Origin of the sequence: Pseudomonas sp. GL-RE-29 (genome assembly GCF_019947275.1) — a bacterium.
In the GTDB taxonomy this organism is placed as follows: domain Bacteria; phylum Pseudomonadota; class Gammaproteobacteria; order Pseudomonadales; family Pseudomonadaceae; genus Aquipseudomonas; species Aquipseudomonas fluorescens_A.
Window position 1 is genome coordinate 72,317 of the sequence record NZ_JAGYGD010000021.1, and the last position, 15,409, is coordinate 87,725.

The 15,409-nt window shown below is 61.8% G+C and carries 10 protein-coding genes; 2 read left to right on the forward strand and 8 right to left on the reverse strand.

The genetic code is table 11. The annotated features are described in order from the left end of the window. Positions 1-5: 5 nt before the first annotated feature. From KGB21_RS18250 to KGB21_RS18260, 3 genes are read right to left on the reverse strand one after another with little or no spacing between them, the layout of a single operon-like run. A complete protein-coding gene (locus KGB21_RS18250) occupies positions 6-1,079 on the reverse strand; it encodes a lipocalin-like domain-containing protein (RefSeq protein ID WP_223506167.1) in 1,074 nt (357 codons plus the stop codon). Beyond that, positions 1,069-3,540: an ABC transporter permease gene (locus KGB21_RS18255; protein ID WP_223506169.1), complete on the reverse strand. Its 2,472-nt coding sequence runs from the start codon at positions 3,538-3,540 to the stop codon at positions 1,069-1,071. The genes KGB21_RS18250 and KGB21_RS18255 overlap by 11 nt, the downstream gene beginning before the upstream one ends. Before the next feature lies 1 nt (position 3,541). Further along, a complete protein-coding gene (locus KGB21_RS18260) occupies positions 3,542-4,210 on the reverse strand; it encodes an ABC transporter ATP-binding protein (protein ID WP_223506171.1) in 669 nt (222 codons plus the stop codon). 137 nt (positions 4,211-4,347) lie between these two features. On the opposite strand from KGB21_RS18260, the gene KGB21_RS18265 reads away from it, so the two are divergent. Then, the gene (locus KGB21_RS18265; protein WP_223506173.1) at positions 4,348-6,321 is read left to right on the forward strand and encodes an alkyl/aryl-sulfatase; all 1,974 of its coding nucleotides are present in this window, start codon (positions 4,348-4,350) and stop codon (positions 6,319-6,321) included. A gap of 171 nt (positions 6,322-6,492) precedes the next feature. On the opposite strand, the gene KGB21_RS18270 is transcribed toward KGB21_RS18265, so the two are convergent. The 5 genes from KGB21_RS18270 to KGB21_RS18290 all read right to left on the reverse strand — a co-directional run bounded on the left by KGB21_RS18270 (position 6,493) and on the right by KGB21_RS18290 (position 14,381). Beyond that, positions 6,493-7,878 (reverse strand): DUF1254 domain-containing protein, encoded by a 1,386-nt coding sequence (locus tag KGB21_RS18270; protein ID WP_223506175.1) that lies wholly within the window; start codon positions 7,876-7,878, stop codon positions 6,493-6,495. Next, complete coding sequence (locus tag KGB21_RS18275; protein ID WP_223506177.1) at positions 7,875-9,224, reverse strand: DUF1254 domain-containing protein; 1,350 nt, start codon at positions 9,222-9,224, stop codon at positions 7,875-7,877. The genes KGB21_RS18270 and KGB21_RS18275 overlap by 4 nt, the downstream gene beginning before the upstream one ends. 146 nt (positions 9,225-9,370) lie before the next feature. Further along, the gene (locus tag KGB21_RS18280) at positions 9,371-10,708 is read right to left on the reverse strand and encodes a DUF1329 domain-containing protein (RefSeq protein WP_223506179.1); all 1,338 of its coding nucleotides are present in this window, start codon (positions 10,706-10,708) and stop codon (positions 9,371-9,373) included. An 11-nt stretch (positions 10,709-10,719) separates the two neighbouring features. Further along, on the reverse strand, positions 10,720-12,546 hold the full coding sequence (locus KGB21_RS18285) for a DUF1302 domain-containing protein (protein ID WP_223506181.1): 1,827 nt from the start codon (positions 12,544-12,546) through the stop codon (positions 10,720-10,722). Between the two features lie 995 nt (positions 12,547-13,541). Beyond that, entirely contained in the window at positions 13,542-14,381 is an 840-nt protein-coding gene (locus KGB21_RS18290) for an AraC family transcriptional regulator (protein WP_034149844.1), read from the reverse strand. A 97-nt stretch (positions 14,382-14,478) separates the two neighbouring features. Between KGB21_RS18290 and KGB21_RS18295 the strand changes: the two genes are divergently transcribed. Beyond that, positions 14,479-15,402, forward strand: a complete 924-nt coding sequence (locus KGB21_RS18295; RefSeq protein ID WP_034149845.1) for a LysR family transcriptional regulator — start codon at positions 14,479-14,481, stop codon at positions 15,400-15,402. The last annotated feature ends 7 nt before the right edge of the window (positions 15,403-15,409 follow it).

Genomic DNA, 15,409 nt, shown 5'->3' on the forward strand with positions numbered 1-15,409 from the left:
TCCTTTTAATAACCGGTCATTTCCAGATACCCCTGTCCGCCATGACTGCCGCTCAAGCGCACCGGCCCTTCCCAGTAGGGAATGCGCAAATCCATCCAGGCATCGGGATTAAGGGCGTTGATCACAATATCGAGGTGTTTGCCGGGAATCTGAATCGACCATCGCACCGGCATCGAACGCCCGGCCACCTTGGCGGTGTCCTGCGGCGTGAGGCGAATATCATCAGCCTTCAGCATCTGCGTCTGGCCCTGAGCATCGATCCACGTACCGGTCAGGTAAGGTTCACCGTCCTTTTGCCGCATGCGATAGAGCATCACCTGCTCGCCGCTGTCCAGGTGCAGGGAAAACCAGTCCCAGCCGCTCTGGTTGGCGGTTAGCGGTTGGCTGCTCCATTCGCGGTCGAGCCACGCGGGACCGCTGACCTGATACTGCTTGCCGTCGATCTCCAGCATGCCGCTGGCCTGAAAAAACGGTTGGCTGTAGTAATACGACGCCTGGCCCTGTTCGGATTTCTGGCTAAACCCCTTGTCCCCTTGCAGCACCAGCGGCCGATTCGAGGTCAGTCGCAGTTGGTAGCTGAATAACTTGTCGCGAGCGCTGAGTTGCAGATCGGTGAGAGGATCAGCGGCCGTGGCCTGACTGCTGAAACCCCAGTCGTCGATCCACGCATTGAACGGTGTCAGGTTCACGCCGGCCTGTCCGACGCCGCCACGGGCATAGCGTTCGGCGGCGTGATGCACCGAATCCGAGGTAACCGCCGCGTGGCCCAGCCATATCGTCTGATTGCTCCACCCGGACTGCTCAGGCGTCGCTTTCAAGGCGCTGCGAAACAACGTCCACTGGGCGCCGAACTGGCGACCCTGCTCATCCTTGAGGTTGGCGGTGACGTACCACCATTCGATTCGAAAGCCGTCATGAGGGCCATGATCTGCCGGAAAATAAAATACGCGCCCGGGCACTACCGGCGTAAACGCGGTCGCTTGATTGCCCAGCCCGGCGAAACCTTTTTCATCCGGCGTCGACTGCTCACAACCGCCGAGCAACGCCAGGATCAGGCATAACCCGAACTTAATCCTCATGGACAAACGTCCTCAGCAGGTCCGCCGGTTGCGTGCGATACAGCGAATACAACGGCCACGCCGACGCCAGCAGCGTCGCCAATAACGCCAACCCCATCAACTGCAGCAATTGCAGCGGAAACACCCGTAGCGGCAGGCGCCAGCCGAATGCCTGGACGTTGATCACCGTGTCCAGGCACCAGGCCAGGGCGATGCCCAATGGCAACGCCAACACCAGCGTCAACACCGCCAGCAGCCAGGTTTGCCCGAGGTTGAGAAGCATCAGTTGCCGGCGCGTCACGCCCAGCGCCCACAGCGGCGCCAGTTGCCCGAGACGACTCTGGCTTTGCGTCAGCAGGCTGATGAACAACGCCACGCCCGCCACACACAGGGTCAGGCTATTGAGCGCGGCGGTGGCGGCGAAGGTGCGCTCGAACACTTGCGTCGACCAGCCCTTGAGCCGGGCCTGATCGACGATGCGGCTTTCCTCCAGCGCAAAACGTGCTTGCAGCGCGGTCACGAACGGCGCAATCAGTGCCGGCTCGATGCGCAGATTGAAGCGGTTGGGCGTCAGTTGCGGCCAGCCGCGCAGCAGGTGATTGACGTTGACCAGCAGGTGGCCCTTCGGATTGCCGTAGTCGGCGTAGATCCCGACGATGCGCGGCGACCATGGGCCATTGGGGGTGGCAATCGTCAGGCGATCGTCGAGTTTCACCTTCAAGCGCCGCGCCAGTTGCTCGCTGAGCATCACCGCGTCGTCTGTGGCCAGGCGATCCCAAGGCGTGTCGCCCAGCGCTTCGAGCAACGGCCAGTGCTGGCGATAGGTCGGGTGATCGATTACGCCGAAGACATCCGCCGGCCAGCCTTGCAATTGAATCGCGACCTGCCAGTTGGGCAGCACCGCCGTGAGCTGCGGTTGTTGCTTGAGCCAGTCGTACATCTCCCGAGCCTGGGCCGGGTTCTGTGGGTTGAGGTAAAGCTCGGCGGTCAGCCGTTGTTCGAGCCAGTTACTGAAGGTCTGACGAAAACCGGCGGTCATGCTGCCGGCGCCGATGTTGGCCGCCAGTGCCAACAACAGCGCCATCAGTGCCAGGCTCAGGGCCGGAAGTTGTTGGCGGCAATCGGCGAGAAACCATTGGCCGAGCACCGAATGACCGCGACTCAGCAGCCCGTTGAGCAGCGCGTTGAGCAGCACCGGCAAGGCCAGCGCGGCGCCCAGCAACAACGCGGCCATCAGCACAAAACCACTGGCCAGGCTGTCGCCGCGCACCAACGCCAGCAACGCAATGCCCAAGGCCAGCGCCGCCACCCAACCCTGACGCCGCAACCAGCGAGCATGAGCCTGATGCCAGGCCTGAGGATCGGCCAGGGCCAGCAACGGCAAACGCGCCGCCCGCCACAAACTATTGGCGCCCGCGAGCACGGCGCCGAGCAGGCTCAGTCCGACGCCGCTGAGCCACCACAACGGGCTCAGGCTCAACTGCCCCGCCACTTCGGCGCCATACAACCCGCGCAGGCTGGCGGCGACATCCGGCAGCAACACGCTGGCCAGCAGGTAACCGCTGACAACCCCGGCGACGCCACCGATCAAGGCCAGCGCGCCCAGTTCAACGGCGAGACAGGCGATCAGCATCCGCGCACTGACCCCGCAGGCGCGCATCGTTCTGAGCAAGCCGCGACGCTGTTCCAGCGCCAGCCCAATCGCGGCGTGAACGATGAACAGGCCGACCACGAACGACAAAAAACCCAGGGCGTCGAGGTTCAGGTGAAAGCTCTCGGTCAGGCGCGCCAGATTATTTTCTTCGCCACTGGTCTTGAGCTGGAGCTGTCCCTTGAACGCATCGGGGAGTGTCGCGACGAAATCCTTGGGCAACAGCAGGCGTGATAACTGATCCGGCAAGCCGAGAATCTGCTGGGCGAAACCGATGTCCACCAGCAACACACCGGGTGCCATGTCCACTTGAGCGTGCAGCGGCGGTAACGTCTGACCGTTCAATGCCAGCGGCCGCTCACCCTCTTTCAGTCCCAGTGCCTGTAAGGTCTGCGGTGAAATCCAGGTGCTGCCCGGCGGGGTAAAAAATTCGACAACCTGCTCGATCGCCAATGCCTGCCCGGCGACCTCGGCGCCGGTTGGCAACGACACCGGCTCGATGCCCATCAGTTGCAAGCGCTGGTCTTCATGCCCCTTGAGCGTGACCCGCCCCTGCAACACCGGCGACACCGGCCACCCGGCGCGGCGCAAGTCGACAAACAACTGCTGCGCGAAGGTCGCGCCATTGGGCGAACCGAGACTGGCCTGGGGTTCACCTCCGATCAACTGGCTGGCCCGGGCATAACTGTCCCGCGCCTGGCTGTTCAGCGCTTGCACACCGGTCAGCAGACTGGTGGCCAGCCACAGCCCGGTCAGCACGCTGAAAAACTGCACCGGGTGCTGCCGCCAATGGCTGAGCAGCGCACGCAATGTCTCGAGAAAAATGCGCATCTCAGCGCGCGTCCACATCGGCCAGACGCCCACCGTGCAGCACCACTTTTTCTGCCAGTCGCGCCGCAACGCTGGGGCTGTGGGTGACCATCAACAGGGTGGTGGAACTGTCATCCAGAAGCTCAAGAAGTAACTTCAGCACTTCGTCGCTGGTGGCTTCATCGAGGCTGCCGGTGGGCTCGTCGGCCAGCAGTAGTTTTGGCTGCGACGCCAGGGCCCGGCCCAACGCGACCCGTTGCTGCTGGCCGCCGGAGAGTTGTTCGGGATAGCGCCGCAGCAAATCAGCCAGCCCCAGGCGCTGCACCAGATGCGCCAGCCAACGCGGGTCATGGCGCCCCGCCAGGCGTGCCTGAAACGCCAGGTTGTCCTCCACCCGCAAGCTGCCGATCAGGTTGAACTGCTGGAACACCAGACCGATCTCGGTGCGCCGCCATCTCGCCAGTTGCCCTTCGTTCATCTGCTCCAGGCGATGCTCACCGCTGCGGATGCTGCCGCGATCGACCTTGTCCAGCCCGGCGATCAGGTGCAGCAAGGTGCTTTTGCCACTGCCCGACTCGCCCATCAATGCCAGGCTGCTGCCGGGTTTGAGGGTCAGGTCGACACCTTGAAGGACCGGCAAAGGGCCTTGCGGGGTGGCGTAGCTTTTGAAGACGCCGTGGACTTCAAGCATGGGAGAACCCGTTCGATAAGCGTGGGCCAAGGATAGCGGCCCTGAATGGTTTTTGTCCGACGCTGATTGCAACCCTGCCGGGCCACCGCCCTACCCTCGAGGCTGGTCTAACCATAACGATAAAAAACGGAGACGCCATGCCTCGTTTCACTTTGAGCCCTCGCGGGCTGTTGGCTTGCCTGATCACAGCGTGCCTCGCGCAATCGGTAAGCGCTGCCAATGAACCGGTCGCGGCCAGTGCGCAAACCGCTGCCAGCAACAGCGCCGTACTGCAACAACTGCCCTTCAGCGATCGCACCGATTACGAGTCGGTCAGCAAAGGCTTGATCGCACCGTTCAAGGGCCAGATCAAGGACGCGTCCGGCAAGGTCATCTGGGATGTCCAGGCTTATGACTTCCTGCTCAAGGACCAGGCCCCCGACTCGGTCAACCCGAGCCTCTGGCGCCTGGCGCAGCTCAATGCCCATGCCGGGCTGTTCGAAGTCAGCCCGAAGATCTATCAAGTGCGTGGCCTTGATGTGGCCAACATGACGATCATCGAGGGTGAGGACGGGCTGATCATCATCGACCCGCTGACCATGTCCGAAACCGCGAAAGCCGCGCTGGATCTGTACTACCAGAACCGACCGCGCAAACCGGTGGTGGCGGTGATCTACAGCCACACCCACGTTGACCATTTCGGTGGCGTGCGCGGGGTGATCGACGAGGCCGACGTCAAGGCCGGCAAGGTTAAGGTGTTTGCGCCATCCGGATTCATGGAACACGTGATGAGTGAAAACGTGTTCGCCGGCAACGCCATGAGCCGCCGCGCGCAATACCAGTTCGGCAGCCTGTTGCCCCGTGGCGAAAAAGGCCAGGTGGACGCCGGCCTCGGCAAAAGTACGCCAAGCGGCGGCACCATCACTTTGATCGCGCCGACCGAGCTGATCACCAAGGAACTGGAGACCCGCACCATTGCCGGTCTGGAGATGGAATTCCAGCTCACCCCGGGCACCGAAGCCCCGGCGGAAATGAACCTGTACCTGCCGCAATTGCGCGCCCTTTGCATGGCGGAAAACGCCACGCAAATGATGCACAACATCCTCACCCCGCGCGGTGCGCAAGTGCGTGACGCCAAGGCCTGGTCGCAATACCTCGACAACAGCCTGGCGCGCTACGGCGACAAGAGTGACGTGCTGTTCGCCCAGCACAACTGGCCGACCTGGGGCGGTGAGCGCATCCGCACTTTCCTCGCTGATCAGCGCGACATGTACGCGTTTCTCAACGACCGCACCTTGCACCTGCTGAACCAGGGCCTGACCCCACTGGAAGTGGCTGATGCGATCAAGAGACTGCCGGGGGCGCTGGATCAGAAGTGGTACACACGCGGCTACTACGGGTCGTTGAGTTTCAACGTGCGCGCGGTGTATCAGCGCTATCTGGGTTTCTACGACGGCAACCCGGCCAACCTCAATCCGTTGCCGCCAGTGGAAACCGCCAAGCGTAGCGTCGAGGCGATGGGCGGCGGCGCAGCCGTGCTGGAGAAAATGCGCGCGGCCATGGGCACAGGTGACTATCGCTGGGCCGCGCAACTGGGCAATCAGTTGCTGTTTGCCGAACCGGACAATGTCGCGGCTCGCACTGCCCAGGCCGAGGCACTGGAGCAGTTGGGCTATCAGAGCGAAAACGCCACCTGGCGCAACATGTACCTGACCGGGGCGATGGAGCTGCGCAACGGCGTGCCGCAACATGCTGGCAGTTCGGTGTCGGTGGACATGATGCGGGCGATGACCCCGGATATGTTCTTCGATTTCCTGGCAATTCGGCTCGACAGCGAAAAAGCCGCCGGCCATGACCTGACCCTGAACTGGACCTTCGAGGACCAGCACCAGGACTTCAACCTGACCCTGCGCAACGGCGTGCTGACGCATCGTTCCGGGCTCAACCCGGCGGCGGATGCCAGTGTCAGCCTGAGCAAGGCGACGCTGGAACAGATCAGTCTGAAACAACTGGATTTCCCGACGGCAATGCAGAAAGGCTTGGTCAAGATTCAAGGGAATGGCAAGAAGCTCGGGGAGTTGATGGGTAGCCTGGATAGCTTCAGCCCGCAGTTCAATATCGTTACGCCGTAAAGATCAAAAGATCGTCCGAACGCGGCCCGAACCTGCGGCAGCTCCTACATTGGAATGCGATTTCCTGTGGGAGCTGCCGCAGGCTGCGATCTTTTGCGTCATACCAGTCAGCATCACCTTCTCAGACACACCGCCATCGCGGGCAAGCCCGCTCCCACAGGGGGACAGGAGCTAGATAGAAACCAGTTCAACCACCGGCATCTGCCATTGCTGTTTGATCACCTGCCGCTCCGGCCCGTACAAACGCAGGACCAACGAAAACGCCCCGCTCGCCGGTGTCGGCAACCAATTGCTCTGTTCTTTTGGAGTTGAGGATTGCATAAGCAACGTCAGGCCACCGTCCGCATCCATGCGTAAATGATCCCGACTGCTCAGGCAATAACGATCGATCGAGTTGACCACCAGTTGTCGATCCGGCAAGTCGTACAGGGTCAATGACCAGAACTCGCTGGCCGGTGGCAGTTGCCCCGGTGCAAAGTGCATTCGATAACTGCGTCCGCCCTGCAACGGCTGCCCCTGATTGTCCTGGCGCGTGCCGGTGTAGAACGCCTCTTCGACGCTGTTGCCATAGATGCCGACATGGGCGGCGACGGCGCGATTGAGGTAATTGCCCTGCATCGCCTCGCGGGTACCGAACAGGCCGAAGGTGGTCCGCACCCGCGCCACCGCCGCTTGCAACTGCGCCTGGGCATCCTGGATGCCGGCGCTCAATGCCTGGCGGGTTTGTTCCGGTAAAGCGGCGACATCAAAACCTTGACCCGGCACGATGCCAATACGGGCAAAACGTTCGCGCAACGCCTGTTCGGACGGTTGTGTCGGGCACAGCGTGAGGATCTGATTCAGCACCGCGATAAATTCCGGCCCCAACCCGGTTTTACTGTCCCAGACCGGCCATGCAATCGCAGGCGCCGCGATGGGTGCGGCAGCGCCGGTGTATTCATGCAAGGCGCGCAACCGATATTGCTGCTGCAACGCGCGCACGGCCGGCAAGTCGTTGGCGTTTTTCAGACCGGTGCGGCCGAGCACCATGACGATCTGGGTTTCACTGCGCAGCACAGCCTTGATCCCGGCCGGTGTCGGGCCTTGCCAGTCCGGCCCGGCGATCAGGTAATCCCCCGCTTCGCGACCGGTGCTGAGCACGCCAACGTAGGCGAAATTATGCGTGTATTGATCGACCAACTGATGCACGTAGTAGCGATTATCCGCGACCGCCGGCACGCTCAACACTTGCGGTTCGCTGCGCAGATCGAGCCAGGCCCAGGAGTATGGCGTGTCGTTGTTCGGCGTGACGATTTCGCGATTGCTCGGCGTGTACAACTCGCTGTAGTGACGAAAGCGATTGAAGCCGCCGACGTACTCCGCAGCAGCCGGGTTGAGCACCTGCTTTTCCAGGGTCTGGTAGTGCATGAGCATCGGGTAGGCATAGATCCACGCCTCCCGGGCAATTCCCCGAAGGTCATCGGCATCGGCGGCGAGCAATCCACGCGGCAACATCAGACATCCTCCCAGCACACCCATGCTGCCCAACAGGCGGCGACGACTGAAAATCATATTCATGGCTCCACCCTCTCGATCGTCGGCAAGCGATAACTGCCGTCCAGCGCACCGGCCTTGGGCAGGTACAGACGCAACAGCAAATTGAAAGGTCCTTCCGGCGTTGGCAGCCAGTTGCCCTGCTGCGTTGCCTCGGGTGCGTGGGGTTGCAGGAGCAGGGTCAACCCTCCGTCGGCGTCGTAGCGCAGGTCGGGGCTGCGATCGCCCACGGCGTAACGCTGGATCGGGTTGGCGGAGAGCAACTGGGTTCGGCCGTCATACAGGGTCAACGACCAAAACGCGTTTACCGGCGGCAATTGCCCGGCGGGGAAATGCAGGCGATAGACTTTGCGACCGTCCAGCACCTGGCCTTGAGCATCGTGCAGCGCCATCGGGTAAACCGCTTCCACCGCATCGTTGGCGTAGATGTAACGCCAGGCCACCGCCGCTCGGGTCAGATCGTCATCGCCGAATTTGCCGACGTTGGCGGGAGAGCGAAACCAGCCTTGTTGCTCCACCGAGACCTGACTGGACGCGGCGCGCACCTGCTCACGACCGGCTTCGGCGCCTTGGGCGACTGCATCGGCGAGCCCCGCCGGCGCCGTGAACGTTGCTCCGGGTACGATGCCGATGGCGGCAAAGCGAGCGAGCTTTGCTTGTTCATTGGCGTTCCATTGATGCAACGGCGCCAGGTCATTGAAGGTGTTGAACAGTGCTTCAGCCGGACCTTGTTTGGTGTCCTGATAAGCCGGCAATTGCAGTGAGGGCAACACCTCGGGAGAGGTCCCGGCGATCACTTTGGACAGTGGCTGCAAGGCATAACCCGTCATCAGGTTGGCCGCTTCTTTCTGGTCGGCCTCACCTTTGACTTCGGTGCGCCCGAGCAGAAACACCAGGCGACTCGGCGAACGGATCACGCCGCTGAAACCCGCCGGCACTTCACCCTGCCAGTCCGGCCCGGCGATCAGGTAACGCCCGGCCTGATTGCCGGTGGCGCGGGTGCCGATGTAGTCGAGGTTGTCGGTGCGCATGTCGACCAATTGAAAGCTGTAGTAGCGCCCTTGCACCGCTGGCACTTGCAGCACCTGCGGTTCGCCGCGCAGGTCGAGCAAGGCGCGGGAATAGAAGGTGTCGTTGTTCGGCGACACCACTTTGTTGTCTTGCGGGCCGAGTAATCGCGGCTCGCTGTAGAGGCGGTTGAACGGCAGTTTGGCGGCGATGGCGCTGAGCACCTTGTCGTGCTCGACGGTGGCGTAGGCGAAGACGTAAGCCTCTTGGGCCAGCGCCTTTGCCTGGGATTGATCGAGGGTTGCAGCGTGAACGGTGCCCAGGCTTGCGCCCAGGGCCAGTGCGGATATCCAGTGGCGCACGTTAGATCTCCTTGCAGATAAACATAAGCCGACCGCTTCCCTGTAGGAGCTGCCGCAGGCTGCGATCTTTTGACTTTGATTTTTAAGATCAAGATCAAAAGATCGCAGCCTGCGGCAGCTCCTACAGGGGCAGTGGTGTGTCAGTTTTATTTGGCCCAGCGTCGCAGGTCAGACGGGGTGTAGTCGTCCGTCTTGGCGGCGAAGCCGACGCGCATCGGTTCGGTTTCTTCGTTGGCCAGGCCACCGGCGTAGTAGCGGCCGGAGATCAGGTCATAAGAGGTTTCCAGCACGTTGTAGGTGAAGCCATGGTCGTACTGCTGAATCGCGTGCAACTCACCGCTGCGCCACAGTTCGCCACGGCTGTCGTACTGGTCCGACTGGGCGATTTGCCAACTGTCCTCGTCCACATAAAAGCGGCGCTTGGCGTAGATGTGACGGGCGCCAGGCTTGAGGGTGGCTTCCACCACCCACACCCGATGTTTCTCGTAGCGCGCCAGGTCCTGGTTGACGTGGTTGGGTTTGATCACGTCGTCGTACTTGATGTCACGGCTGCCGATCTTGTAGCTGTTGTACGGGATGAACAGCTCTTGTTTGCCCACCAGTTTCCAGTCGAAACGGTCCGGCGCGCCGTTGTAGCCGTCGATGTTGTCGGCGGTGATCAGGCCGTTGCTGTAACGGGCGCTGTTGTCGTAAGCGATCATTGGCGCGCGGCGCACCCGACGCTGACCCGGCAGGTATTGCCACGCCGAACGCGGCTCGGCGACCTGGTCGATCGGCTCATGCACCAGCACCGCTTCGCCGGACAAACGCGCCGGCTCCAACACCCGGCTTTTGAACATGAACAGAATGTTCGAGCCCGATTCCAGGCCGCCGACGGTGTCGGCGAAGTTGATCAGCGACTGGTTGCGCACATAACTGGTGGCGCCATTTTCACGCACCAGTGCGGCGCTGCTGATGCGCTCGTAACTGCCGCCGCGATAGCGGGTCATGTGGTTCCACATCACCTCCAGCCCTTCAGTCGGCAACGGAAACGGAATGCCCCGCGCATAGTCGTGCAAGCCGTTGCCGCCATCGGCCATGCTGGTTTTGGCGACGTTATCGCGGCTCTGCGCCAACACATCCTTGGGCAGATTGGCGCTGCGGTGCGACGGGTAAATGTTCATCTTGTAGGTGTCGGGAAAACGCTTGAACAACGCGATTTGCCCAGGGCTGAGGAATTTCTCGTACTGCGCCAGGTTCTTCGCGGTGATCGTAAACAACGGCTTTTCGGCAGCGTACGGATCGCTGTAGCCGCCCTTGCTGTCGACGGTGCCGGCGTTGCTCGCCAGGCCCCCGGTCCAAGCCGGAATGCTGCCGTCGGCATTGGCCGCCATTTCCGAGCCCATGGGTGTGAGGGTTTTGCCCAGCGGCGCCGGATCGGTACCTTTGGCCTGAGCCAGGCCGACGCTGCAGGCCAGGGCCAGCACGCACAATTGCATACGCATAACGGTTCTCCTTAGAAGTCTGCCTTGAAGCTGACGGATGCGAAGTCGCGGTCGTCGAGGGTGCTGTAGTCGTTGGAACCGAAGAAGCTGTTGTAGGCCAGTTCCACGCTGTAATCGTTCATGTAGACGCCGGTCAGGCTCACGCCCAACGCTTGCTGACCTTCCTGGAACGGCCCTTGCGGATCGTAGGAATAACCCTCGACGTCATGCCGCCAGTTGACGGCCGGAATCAGGTTGATGCCGGGCAGCACGTCGCTGTATTCGAGGCTGGCGCGCAGGCGATAACCCCACGACCAATCGGTGGCGAAGCCTTTGTCGGTGCAGTACTGATTGGTGACGCCCGAGGCCACGGTGTTGCACGGCGTGCCGTTGACCGTCGAGCTGCGACCGAACGCGGCGTTGCGGCCCAGACGTTCGTCACCGAGGTCGTCGATGTGCACCACCCCGGCCTCGCCGTACAGGCTCAGGCGTGTGGCACCCAACACGTTATCGAAGGCCTGGGTGGCAGAAAGGGTCCCCTGCCAGACACCCTTGCGCTCCCACGCGTCAAAGCGGCTGCCGCGGTTGATGTTGAAACCGGGCGGCAACTGCACCCAGGAACTGCCCGCCGGGCCGGAAATCACCGCGACGTTGACGTCCGGCGCGTTGATCGACAGCGGCATGTTCGGTCGATAGCTCAACTCGCCCGCGAGGGAAATCCCGCTATTGGGTTCCACGCCATTGAGGCTGATGCCATACAGGCGAATGTTTTCCGGAAACGCGGCGGCGTAGCTCGGTGCCTGAATGCCACCGGGGAATGTCCCGGGCACACCGATGTTCTTCGCGTCGAGGGTGAAATATGGCAGTCGCGAGTGATAGTTGATGAAGTAGATCGCCGCTTCGGCATCGTTCAGCGCCGGGATCATCTGGCGCAGGGCGAAGCCGAACTGGCCGTTGTCGGACGGTGATTCGTTGCCCCGGGATGTGGCGTACAACCCGGCGGCCTGCATTTGCTGATCGGTCTGCACCTGGCTCAGGTACAGCGGCCCGCAGCCCTTCTGGATCGCGTCGCTGGCGGCGAAGAACGTGCCGCAACCGTCCAGCACGCTGGGGCGCCAGTTGTACTGGTAAAAGCCTTCGAGGTTGGTGGTGTCGGTCAGACCGAAACTGAAGGAGAGCATCTCCACCGGCAACTGGCCTTCCTTGATTTCCACGCCGGGGCGGTTGAACGCCGAGACGTCCAGCGGGTTGATCACGTTGATGCCGTTCTGGATCAGCAGCGACTCACCCCAGGACAACACCTGGTTGCCGACTTTTACGTTCAACGGATGCTCGGCCAACTGGAAATCTTTCCAGACATAGGCATCGAGCATCTCGAAGCCCTTGAACTTCGCCAGGTCGTCCCAGCCCGAATCGTCAAAATCCTTGAAGCGCGCCTGACGGGTTTCGTAGGCGTGGTCGTACCAGTATTTGAAGCGAACGAACGCACCCTGGCCCTGGCCATCGAGACTGAAATCGGTGAGGCCCTTGAACACCTGCGAAATGGGGTCGCCCTTCTCAAAGTTCAGCCGGTTGTCATCGGCGCTGACGCTGGTGCCGTTGGCCTGAACGCCTTGCGCCTGCAGGGCATTGGCGCGGGTCATCAGGCTTTTGTCGGGGCTTTGCGTCGACCAGCTACTGCCCAGGCTCAGGGTGGTTTTGGTCGACAGGCTCCAGTCTTCGTTGAGGTCGAAGGTGGTCGCCTGGGTCGGGCCCGCCATGGCGGCGAGAACCGCCAGCACCAGGGGTTGCGGGCGGGTGTGGCCAAGCCGTTGGAGTCGTTGGCGGACTCCGGCTGTGGCCGAGCATTTTTTTATCATTATTAGGCTCCGGTCAGGATTACTCAGCGTGGTCACGGTGCCTTAGTGGGGGTTTGGGTGCGCAAGCGGTGGGTGACAAAAAGTAATCATTGGGGGCTTTGAGGGTTTGTGTGCATATCCGTTTCTGCGGTAATGGCTGCTTAAGGTTCCGCCCTTACGGCGGGTCACTTTCGAAGAGCGCGAAAGTAACCAAAGCGCTTTGCCCCTCCATTCGGTGCCTCGCTTAGGCTCGGCATGCCCTCACTCCGGCATTGCTCCGGGGGCCCGCCGCCATCGGCCATCCATGGCCGGGGGCGGCTACCGCGGCATCCTTGCCGCGGTGCCCCCTGCGCAATGCCTGCGTTCGGCCTCTGGGAAAGGGGCAGGTAGATCAAGGTCACAAGCCAAAGCCAAAGCCAAAGCCAAAGCCAAAGCAACGGCAACGGCAACGGCAACGGCAACGGCATGTGGACTCGGAATTGGGGCCTGCCACCGATCACCTGTAGAAGCTGGCTTGCCAGCGATAGCGGAGGGTCAGTCGACACATTGATCGCCTGATCGAATGCCATCGCCAGCAAGCCGGCTCCTACAGGGTGAACGCGTACACCACCGAACAACGAGGTCGAGCGTTAGCTCGCCTCGCGGTGCTGTTGCGGTGTACGCCCCCTCGTGAGGCCGAGTGGAGGTTCTGCGCAGTGGGCACCGCGGCAGGGATGCCGCGGTAGCCGCCCCCGGCCATGGACGGCCGATGGCGGCGGGCCCACGGAGCAGGACCGGAGCGAGGGCATGCCGAGCCACAGCGAGGCACCGAACGTAAGGGGCAAATCGCTTTGGTTACTTTGGCGCTTTTCCAAAGTGACCCGCTGTAAGAGCGGAACCATAAGCCGCCATTACAAAAAAACGGATATGTACACTTTCAAAAACCCTAGTCGCCTGACATAAAGCCATCGCGAACAGGCTCACTCCCACAAAAGACCAGCGACAACTTCGAAACCAAGTCAGCAGTAAAACCGCCCCTACAACCCCAACCGAAACTGCTTGGGCGTAATCCCGAACTGCTTGCGAAACGCCCGAATAAAATTACTCGGCTGACGATACCCAAGACGCTCGGCAATCCGCTCGATCGGCTGATCCCCCGCCGTCAACCAATGCCGCGCCATCTCCAGACTGTCGCTACGGTTGTACTGCGCCGCCTCGGTTTGCCAGTGCCGCAAAATGCTCTGATGCAAAAACGGATTAGCCCCCAACAAGGGCTCGTCCAGACACGCCACGGGCAGCGTCAGGCAAGGATGTGAACCTTCACGAACCTCGATGCCCACACTGCGCAACCACTCGCCAGCCGCCTGCTCCGGCGTCAAAGTCACGCCAAGAAACACCTCCCCCGGCGCCCGGCCAAGTCGTCGCGCAATGTTGCGCACCAGAGTCAATGTCGCCGCATCCAAGCCGAAAAAGTGCGGCTGCTGATGAGCGCCGCGCAGGTGCAAGCGAACCTGTCCATCGTCTTCCTCCAGTTCGGCCAGCACATAGTTGGTCACCCGTGGCAGGAACTCGGTGAAACAGGCCAGGCTGGCGCGCAGGGTTGCAGCGGAGTCGAGCAGAATGTTCAGGCCTTGCAGACAATTGGTCGCCATGCCGTTGACCAGCTCGCAGCCAAACGTCGCACTGACCCCGGCGCTTTCGCACTCGCTCCACAATTGCTCGACCAGATGCGCCGGCACGCGCAACCCTTGCCCATCCAGCAACGACAGACAAATCCCGGCCCGTTGCAGCAACTGGTCCTGGCATAGGCCGGACTGTTGGGCATGGCTGAGAATGGTGCGGGTGAAGGCGCTGGAAGCGAAGGTTTGACTGAGCATGGCGGACGGCAACAAGTGGGCTGGCGTGTACTTATGCCAGCGGTTATGTTATCGATCAAATGCATTAAAAGTATCCGCTGAATGCAGGAGACGCATGATGGATCTACGACAGCTTCGCCACCTCGTCGCACTGGCCGATTACCGCAGTTTCGGCCGCGCCGCCGAGGCGATCAATCTCAGCCAGCCAGCGTTCAGTCGCAGCATTCAAACCCTGGAACGCGATCTCGATTGCGCACTGGTGGAGCGCAGCAGCCGCGAATTTCGGCTGACCGGCCAGGGTGAATTGGTGCTTCAGCACGCCCGGCGTCTGCTCGCCGGGAGCCAGGCGCTGCACAACGAACTGACGCAATACAACGGCCTGACCGGCGGCGAGCTGTATTTCGGCAGCGGCCCTTATCCGGCGCAGCTGTTGGTGCCCGAGGCGCTGGCGCAGTTCATCCAGGCGCATCCGGCGATCCGCACCCGCTTCCAGCTCGGTGACTGGGAACAACTGGCGCTGTGGTTGCGTGAGCAGCAGATCGAATTTCTGGTCGCCGATGCGCGTTACTTCACCGGCGATCCGCAGTACCAGGTGCAATTGCTGCGGCCACGGTCCGGACGATTTTTTTGCCGCGTCGATCACCCCTTGGCCGACCGCGAAAACCTGTCGCTGCGCGCCCTGCTCGATTACGCCGTGGTTGGAACGCGCATTCCGCCGATGATCCGCAAGATCCTGGCCGACGTGCAGGGCGAACCGGACTTCAACCCCAGCGTTGAATGCGCGCAGTTCGATGCCATTTGCCGCGTGGTGATGCGCTCCGACGCGGTGGGCATCGCCACCCTGGAAGCCCTCGCCGAAATGGTCGATCAAGGCCTGATACGGCTGCTGGATTTTGCCGACATTCCCCGGGACGATCCCGGTTTGCAGCTGCACTACGGCATCGTCAGTCGTGTCGGTTATTCCCTGACACCGGCGGCGCTGGCGATGGTTGAAGCGATTATGCAAGTCGACCAGCGTTTGCTGGCGGTGAATCAAACATAAAGTCCGC

What these genes read in the sequence shown, in the direction of transcription:
- KGB21_RS18290 (WP_034149844.1), bottom strand. Translation starts at nt 14,381, where the DNA reads ATGCTCAGTCAAACCTTCGCTTCCAGCGCCTTCACCCGCACCATTCTC.
- KGB21_RS18270 (WP_223506175.1), bottom strand. Translation starts at nt 7,878, where the DNA reads ATGAATATGATTTTCAGTCGTCGCCGCCTGTTGGGCAGCATGGGTGTG.
- KGB21_RS18255 (WP_223506169.1), bottom strand. Translation starts at nt 3,540, where the DNA reads ATGCGCATTTTTCTCGAGACATTGCGTGCGCTGCTCAGCCATTGGCGG.
- KGB21_RS18260 (WP_223506171.1), bottom strand. Translation starts at nt 4,210, where the DNA reads ATGCTTGAAGTCCACGGCGTCTTCAAAAGCTACGCCACCCCGCAAGGC.
- KGB21_RS18285 (WP_223506181.1), bottom strand. Translation starts at nt 12,546, where the DNA reads ATGATAAAAAAATGCTCGGCCACAGCCGGAGTCCGCCAACGACTCCAA.
- KGB21_RS18295 (WP_034149845.1), top strand. Translation starts at nt 14,479, where the DNA reads ATGGATCTACGACAGCTTCGCCACCTCGTCGCACTGGCCGATTACCGC.
- KGB21_RS18265 (WP_223506173.1), top strand. Translation starts at nt 4,348, where the DNA reads ATGCCTCGTTTCACTTTGAGCCCTCGCGGGCTGTTGGCTTGCCTGATC.
- KGB21_RS18280 (WP_223506179.1), bottom strand. Translation starts at nt 10,708, where the DNA reads ATGCGTATGCAATTGTGCGTGCTGGCCCTGGCCTGCAGCGTCGGCCTG.
- KGB21_RS18250 (WP_223506167.1), bottom strand. Translation starts at nt 1,079, where the DNA reads ATGAGGATTAAGTTCGGGTTATGCCTGATCCTGGCGTTGCTCGGCGGT.